The sequence below is a fragment of the Ectopseudomonas oleovorans genome (assembly GCF_003052605.1).
Taxonomy (GTDB): Bacteria; Pseudomonadota; Gammaproteobacteria; order Pseudomonadales; family Pseudomonadaceae; genus Aquipseudomonas; species Aquipseudomonas oleovorans_A.
In genome coordinates, this window is the sequence record NZ_QASO01000062.1 from 64,115 (window position 1) to 70,949 (window position 6,835).

Below are 6,835 nucleotides of genomic sequence, written 5' to 3' on the forward strand. Positions count from 1 at the left end.
TCGATGCGTTGCTCAGTCGGCCAGCGCGATGCTGAACGGAATGGGATTGCGCATGCTATTGGCCACGGGCGAGTAGAAGTTGGCGTGCTTGACGATCTCGTCGAGCTCTTCGCGAGTGGCATCGCCCTCCACCAAGACCTTTACGCGAATCTCTTGGAAGCCCATTTGCTCCGGTTGCATCGGTGCACCGCCGGCACCCCACGCCGCTGGGTTGCCAATGTCGGCTTCCAGGAAGATTTCCAGCTTGCTCAGCTTGACCTGCTTCCAGGTGGCCACTGCTGTAATTCCTACGGCAAGACAGCCACCCAGCCCGGAGAGCACGATCTCGCCCGGAGCGGGCGCCGTGTCTTCACCGAACAGGTGCAGAGGCTCGTCGACCACAACGGCCTCGTGGTCACCGACATAGCTGAGGCTGCGGTACATGCCCTGCATGACCGTGCGGACCTTGTTAGTGCCGCGGCTGGCCGGGTTGTTGCGGCCCTTCTCGGCGAAGGCCATCAGGCCGTCTCGATCGATCGGTCGCAGGTAGGTTTTAACGGTGGTAGGTGCAGGTGCGTTCATGGTGCTCTCCATTCAGTTCATCAGTACCAACGCGATGTCAGTCCTGGCTGAATGGGATATCGCAACTGCCATGCCAGCTGTCGAAGATTTTAAAAATATCTTTACATTTCAGCCTGTTACGGGGTGCTAATTTGGTTTTGGTCTGATTTTTTCCTTCGCTGAACCGGAGTAGAGTCGAACACAATGTTGACATTGTCGACATTGTGTTCGGCTTCAGCGAATGGCTACCAATTTCTGCCAGCGGTAGTGGAACTGGCGCGCGGTCATGCCCAGCAGCTGAGCGGCGCGCGTCTTGTTTCCGCCACAGCGGTCCAGCGCCTGGCGCAGCGCATCGGCAGTATGGGAGGTCACCGAGACGTAAGGTCGGATGTCCTCAATATAGGCAGGGAGGCTGGGCGGTGACGTGGCCAGGGGAGGTGTCGGCGCAGCTTGCTCGTTCTCCCGTGGCAGGTAGCGGTCGACGTCCGCTGCGCTCAACAGGGCGTGGTCGGCTAGCAGCACCATTCGCTCAATGACATTGGACAGCTCGCGAATGTTGCCCGGCCACGCATGCCGCTGCAGGCGCTTAATCGCCTCGGCACTTAGGCTGACGTTTCGCTGGTTGGCCTGGTTGATCCGGTTGAGGAAGTGCAGCACCAGCACGGGGATGTCAGACCGGCGCTCAGCCAGCGAGGGCAGGCGTATCGGGATGACGTTTAGCCGGTAGTACAAGTCCTGGCGGAAGTTGCCGGCGGCGACTTCGGTCTCCAGTTCACGGTTAGTGGCTGCCACCAGCCGGACGTCGATGTGCAGCTCGCGCTTGGCCCCGAGGCGGGTGATGGTGCCCTCCTGCAGCGTACGTAGCAGCTTGGTCTGCATGGCCAGCGGAAGCTCGCCAATCTCATCGAGGAAAATGGTGCCGCCATCTGCCTGCTCGAACCAGCCGGCACGCGCCGTTTGCGCCCCGGTGAAGGCGCCTCGCTCGTAGCCGAACAACTCCGACTCGAATAGCGAATCGGGAATGGCTGCGCAATTCACGCGGATAAACGGCTTGTCCCGTCTGGGGCTGGACAGGTGCAATGCACGCGCGAACAGCTCCTTGCCGGTTCCGGACTCGCCGAGCAGCAACACGCTTGCGGTGGTATTCGCAACGCGCTCCAGTTCTGAGAGCGCGCGCAGCAGCTGGGGCGCGCTGCCGATAATCCCGTAGCGGCTGGAGCGGGTCTCCAGTGCCCGGGCCAGTAGGGCGTTGCGTTGTTCGAGCGCCTCGGTTTTTTCCCTAAGGTGTTCTTCCAGATGGAGGATCTGCCCGGCAAACGTCGCCAGGATTCTCAGGATGGTGAGGTCATCTGCCAATGGGCGTGCTCGGCTGCGGATGCGATGGCAGGCCAGTACGCCGATGGTGCGCTGGCCGATCTGGATCGGTAATGCGATATAGGAAACCGGCCCGGAAGGGAGGTTGTTACGCGCGACCATGCGGCCGAGAAACAGCGGATCGTTATCGATGTCCTGAACGATGATCAACTGACCTCGAGCCAGTACTCGTCCGGTTACACCTTCGTCTGGTGCGTAACGCCCGCGGCTGACTTCGTCTGCGGTCAGTCCGTAGGCATAGCGGATTCGGCTCGATTGGCCCGATTCGTCGAGCAACACGATTCGCCCGCGGTTCAACCCCAACAGTTCGGACAGTAGGTGAAGCATCTCCCTCAATACGGTCTCGGGAGAAAAGTCCCGCCCGGCCAGTGCGGTTACCTGCTGTAGCAGCAACATCTCTTGAGTCCGCCAGAAGGCGGGTGAACTCTCCGATTCTTTATCACTGCTGTTCATGATGGCCTTACCTTGTCTGACATAAGCGAAGTGTCAGTGGGCATTCGAAGCAATTTGCGGGCCCAGCTAACGACTTTCCCGCTAGCTGCAGATACCGGCGTTTGACTGGGTTTGCCGGGTCAAGCCGGCATACTCCGTACATCTCGCCTGACGGCCTGAGGCGGCACACCGAAGCCGCGGACGAAGGCTTCGCGTAGATGGCGCCGGTCGCGGAAGCCCGTTTCACGGGCGATGGTCTGCCAGCGCTTTTCAAATTCAGGCGGTGACAGGACAGCAGGCTGCGGTTCGCGAGCGACTACAGGCGCGGCGATAAAAGCATGAACTCGTCGTATCCGATCAACGGGCTTGAACCTCTCCTAGTTTCGTAGACGCCTGTGAACCACAAATTGAGCTTCGTGAACGCCCGCTTCTGGCCGCCTCATGCCTGACGCGCCTGGCTAGCTCTGGCCAAACGCGGGCGTTAATAGCCATCGGCCTAGGCAGCGTCCCTAGCTTGCGGATGACTGTCTGAGTGTCTGGATCAACAGGCTGTAAAGGCTGTCGACAGCCGCCGATGCTTGAGAGGCCCGGCTTCGATAGACCGCCACTTCCATCGGCTCAAGCGGCCCCAACCCGTGCTCGGCACCCAAGGTTTTCAGGTGGGCAGGCGCACTGCATTGGGTCAGCACCGCAATGGCCAAACCGCTTTCAACCGCAGCGAGTTGCCCAGCCAGGCTGGAGCTGTTGTAGACCACCTTGTATCGGCGCCCCTGCAAAGCGAGCGAATTGATGGCGCTGCGCTTGGCCAGGCTGGTGCTTTCGTAGACGGCAATCGGCAGCGGGTCGCGCCGCCATGTCTGGAACTGCGCCGAGCCGACCCAGACCAGCGGCTCATGAAACAGCAGGGTTCCGTGCCGGGGATGGTCGCGTGACACTAGTGCGAGGTCGAGTTCCCCTTTCTCGACACGAGGAATCAAGGCGGTCGACTGTTCGCAATTCAGTTCGATTTCGACACCGCCATGGTGCTGTGCGAAACGCTTGAGCACCGGCGTGAGATAGCGGGCGGCGTAATCATCAGGAACGCCCAGACGAATCTGCCCGGTCAGCTCTTGGCCATGAAAGGCGGCCTGAGTTTCTGCATGCAGGTCGAGCATCCGCCGCGCATAGCCCAGGAGTAGTTGCCCTTGTGGCGTCAACTGATGCTGCCTGGGGCCACGCCTCAAAAGCTGACAATTCAGCGCTGCCTCCAGTTTTTTCAGCTGCATACTGACGGCGGATTGAGAGCGATGAACCTCGGGCGCTGCGCCTGAGAGCGAGCCGGCATCCACCACGGCGACAAAGCATTTCAGCCAGTCGATCTGAAGATCCTGATAGTTCATGGTCTTGGCGTATGAATTCGATTAGCTGATAGCTTATAACCAAATTATTCGTTTTTCTTTAACTGATGCGCGCCGCATATTGCCGCCAAGATAAACCTGCGAGCTTGGAGCAAGAGATGGCAGACGCCGAGACGAATCTGCATGAACTCAATGGCCGGATGGTGTGGGACGGTTTCCGCCAGCTCATTCCGCTCTCGGTGTTCGTCACGCTGTTTGGTGCGGCATTTGGCCTAGCCGCCGTGCAAGCAGGTCTGGACGACGTGACCATCGTGGCGATGAGCACTCTGGTCTTCGCCGGGGCCTCGCAGTTTGCAGCACTGGAACTGTGGGGGGAGCAGGTACCTATAATCACGCTCGCCATCACGGTCTTCGCCATCAACGCTCGCCACCTGTTGATGGGAGCCACGCTCTATCCATGGCTAAGCCAACTTCCGCCAGGGCGCCGCTACGGTGTGATGCTGACGGCTTCCGATGCCAACTGGGCCATGTCCATGCAGGCGTTCAATCGCGGCCAGCCAGGTTTTGGCTTGCTGCTGGGAGGCGGTCTGGCACTGTGGTCGTTCTGGGTGGTCGGCACTTGGTTGGGCGTCTATTTCGGTGGAGTCATCCAAGACCCGAAGAGCTTCGGCTTGGATATGGTGATGGGCTGTTTCCTGTTGGCGATGGTCGCCGGGGGAGAGAAGAGTATCCGTCCGGCCAACACACCTTCCTGGCCCCGACGCCAAAGGCGATGGTGTCCACCTGATTTAAGTGGACACCATTTCTAGCCTTTTAAGCGGGTCTTTCATGCAGCCACAACGCCGTTCCTACTCCAAATCCTTCAAGGCTCAGATCATTCAAGAGTGCGCCCAGCCCGGGGCCTCGATTGCCAGCGTTGCGCTGAGCCACAGCCTCAACGCAAACCTCGTCCATAAATGGATCCGAGTGCACACGCAGAAAGCCATAGCGCTGCAACCTGCTTTCATTCCTCTGTCTTTGCAGGCTATCGGGGCAAAGTCGGATTCCGCGTCATCGACTATCTGTCTGGAAATCCCACACCCGCGCGGTACCATCAAAGTGAACTGGCCGACCGAAAGCGCCGCTGCCTGCGCGACCTTTCTGCGAGATCTGCTGCGATGATCCGCATCGACTCCATCTGGCTCGCCACCGAGCCCATGGACATGCGTGCTGGCACCGACACCGCAATGGCGCGGGTGGTGGCGGTGTTCGGTGCGGCGCAGCCGCACTGTGCTTATCTGTTTGCCAATCGCCGCGGCAATCGGATGAAAGTGCTGGTGCACGACGGGTTGGGGATTTGGTTGGCGGCGCGCCGCCTGCATCAAGGCAAGTTCTTCTGGCCGGGTTCTCGACACGGCTCTCAGATGGAATTGGGTGCCGAACAACTACACGCCCTGGTGCTGGGTTTGCCCTGGCAAAGAGTCGGGCCTGGCAGCGCGATTTCCATCGTATAACACCTGCCATGACAATCCAGGCCGTGCAATTGTCCGATAAGCCTATCGTCGGCTTTGGCCTGCTCCGGCAAAATCGGCGGCATGACTTCGCTGCCCAATCTCGACCAACTGCCCCCTGAACAACTGCGCGCTCTAGCGGCGCAGTTGATGCAACGTGTCGAGAGTCTCGATCAGAAAGTCGAGACAATGGGCAAGAAGATCCACCGCGACCAAACGCTTATCGAAAAGCTGACCCACGAGATTGCGCAGCTCAAGCGCTTCAAGTTTGCCAAGCGCAGCGAGCAATTGAGCCCGGATCAAGTCAGTCTGCTTGATGACCTGATCGACACCGACATTGCGGCCATCGAAGCAGAACTTGAAGCGCTGAAACCTGCTCCCGCTTCGACTGAGGTTCGGCAAAAACCTAAACGCACCGCCTTGCCGCCACAGTTTCCACGCACTCTGATCCACCATGAACCCGATAACAGCCACTGCCAGTGCGGTTGCGCGCTCAAGCGTATCGGTGAGGATGTCAGCGAGAAACTCGACTACACACCGGGCGTGTTCACCGTTGAGCGGCACATCCGTGGCAAATGGGTCTGCGATCAGTGCGAAACCCTGATCCAGGCACCGGTTCCGGCTCAAATCATCGACAAGGGCATCCCAACCGCCGGCCTTCTGGCTCACGTGATGGTGGCCAAATTCGCCGACCACTTGCCACTATATCGGCAAGAGAAAATCTTTGGCCGTGCCGGCCTGGCCATCGCTCGCTCGACACTGGCGCAGTGGGTCGGACAAACCGGCGTGCAGCTCCAGCCGCTAGTCGATGCCCTGCGCGAAGCCGTGCTGGGCCAACGCGTGATCCACGCTGACGAAACCCCGGTGCAAATGCTCACCCCAGGCGAGAAGAAAACCCATCGGGCTTACGTCTGGGCCTACAGCACCACACCCTTCGCTGATCTGAAGGCCGTGGTGTACGACTTCAGTCCCAGCCGTGCCGGCGAGCATGCGCGCAATTTTCTTGGTCAGTGGAATGGCAAGCTGGTCTGCGACGACTTCGCAGGCTACAAGGCCAGCTTCGAGCAAGGTGTCACCGAGATCGGCTGCATGGCCCACGCCCGGCGCAAATTCTTCGAGCTACACGCCACCAATAAAAGCCAGCTTGCCGAGCAAGCCTTGAGGTACATCCAGCTGCTGTACGAAATCGAGCATGAAGTCCGCGACCTAGAACCGGATTTACGCCGCCGAATACGACAAGAAAAAGCCGTACCGGTGATGGACGCGTTGCATGCCTGGATGATCACCCAGCGCCTACTTGTGCACGATGGCTCGGCCATCAGCAAAGCATTGGATTACAGCCTCAAACGCTGGACGGCGCTGTCGCGCTATCTCGATGACGGCGCCGTACCCATTGACAATAATTGGGCAGAGAACCAGATCCGGCCATGGGCGTTGGGGCGCAAGAACTGGCTCTTTGCAGGTTCACTGCGCAGCGGTAAACGGACAGCGGCGATCATGAGTTTGATCCAGTCAGCTCGACTCAACGGGCATGACCCGTACGCCTATTTGAAGGACGTCCTCACGCGCCTGCCGACGCAGCGGGCAAGTGAGATTACGGAGCTGCTGCCGCATAGGTGGCGACTGGTTTAGTTGCGCAAGACGGGATGCCCAGACGCATAC

Annotated in this window: 7 protein-coding genes and 1 pseudogene; 4 read left to right on the top strand and 4 right to left on the bottom strand. The window is 59.5% G+C overall.

Annotated features, from left to right (window positions below; all coding sequences use genetic code 11):
- Nucleotides 1-12: 12 nt before the first annotated feature.
- From DBO86_RS10690 to DBO86_RS10705, 4 genes and pseudogenes are all read right to left on the bottom strand, one after another.
- Entirely contained in the window at nucleotides 13-561 is a 549-nt protein-coding gene (locus DBO86_RS10690; protein WP_023082837.1) for an OsmC family protein, read from the bottom strand.
- Nucleotides 562-774: 213 nt separating this feature from the next.
- Nucleotides 775-2,367, bottom strand: a complete 1,593-nt coding sequence (locus DBO86_RS10695; protein ID WP_004350194.1) for a sigma-54 interaction domain-containing protein — start codon at nucleotides 2,365-2,367, stop codon at nucleotides 775-777.
- A 119-nt stretch (nucleotides 2,368-2,486) separates the two neighbouring features.
- Nucleotides 2,487-2,600 (bottom strand): annotated as a pseudogene (locus tag DBO86_RS26625) (GlxA family transcriptional regulator); the annotation flags it as partial.
- A 255-nt stretch (nucleotides 2,601-2,855) separates the two neighbouring features.
- Nucleotides 2,856-3,725 (bottom strand): LysR family transcriptional regulator, encoded by an 870-nt coding sequence (locus DBO86_RS10705; RefSeq protein ID WP_004350192.1) that lies wholly within the window; start codon nucleotides 3,723-3,725, stop codon nucleotides 2,856-2,858.
- Between the two features lie 116 nt (nucleotides 3,726-3,841).
- Here DBO86_RS10705 and DBO86_RS10710 point away from each other — a divergent pair, with 116 nt between their 5' ends.
- The 4 genes from DBO86_RS10710 to tnpC all read left to right on the top strand — a co-directional run bounded on the left by DBO86_RS10710 (nucleotide 3,842) and on the right by tnpC (nucleotide 6,805).
- The gene (locus DBO86_RS10710) at nucleotides 3,842-4,492 is read left to right on the top strand and encodes an AzlC family ABC transporter permease (RefSeq protein WP_244185534.1); all 651 of its coding nucleotides are present in this window, start codon (nucleotides 3,842-3,844) and stop codon (nucleotides 4,490-4,492) included.
- Between the two features lie 19 nt (nucleotides 4,493-4,511).
- A complete protein-coding gene (gene tnpA, locus DBO86_RS10715) occupies nucleotides 4,512-4,844 on the top strand; it encodes an IS66-like element accessory protein TnpA (protein ID WP_244185535.1) in 333 nt (110 codons plus the stop codon).
- Entirely contained in the window at nucleotides 4,841-5,176 is a 336-nt protein-coding gene (gene tnpB / locus DBO86_RS10720) for an IS66 family insertion sequence element accessory protein TnpB (RefSeq protein WP_132764522.1), read from the top strand. Before tnpA ends, tnpB begins: the two co-directional genes overlap by 4 nt.
- An 81-nt stretch (nucleotides 5,177-5,257) precedes the next feature.
- Nucleotides 5,258-6,805 carry an IS66 family transposase gene (gene tnpC, locus DBO86_RS10725; RefSeq protein WP_108233645.1) on the top strand — a complete coding sequence of 516 codons (1,548 nt, stop codon included), beginning with the start codon at nucleotides 5,258-5,260 and terminating at the stop codon, nucleotides 6,803-6,805.
- Nucleotides 6,806-6,835 lie beyond the last annotated feature (30 nt).

Excerpts from the sequence above, each read along its gene's own strand:
- DBO86_RS10690 (WP_023082837.1), bottom strand. The coding sequence starts at position 561 with ATGAACGCACCTGCACCTACCACCGTTAAAACCTACCTGCGACCGATC.
- DBO86_RS10695 (WP_004350194.1), bottom strand. The coding sequence starts at position 2,367 with ATGAACAGCAGTGATAAAGAATCGGAGAGTTCACCCGCCTTCTGGCGG.
- DBO86_RS10705 (WP_004350192.1), bottom strand. The coding sequence starts at position 3,725 with ATGAACTATCAGGATCTTCAGATCGACTGGCTGAAATGCTTTGTCGCC.
- DBO86_RS10710 (WP_244185534.1), top strand. The coding sequence starts at position 3,842 with ATGGCAGACGCCGAGACGAATCTGCATGAACTCAATGGCCGGATGGTG.
- tnpA (WP_244185535.1), top strand. The coding sequence starts at position 4,512 with ATGCAGCCACAACGCCGTTCCTACTCCAAATCCTTCAAGGCTCAGATC.
- tnpB (WP_132764522.1), top strand. The coding sequence starts at position 4,841 with ATGATCCGCATCGACTCCATCTGGCTCGCCACCGAGCCCATGGACATG.
- tnpC (WP_108233645.1), top strand. The coding sequence starts at position 5,258 with ATGACTTCGCTGCCCAATCTCGACCAACTGCCCCCTGAACAACTGCGC.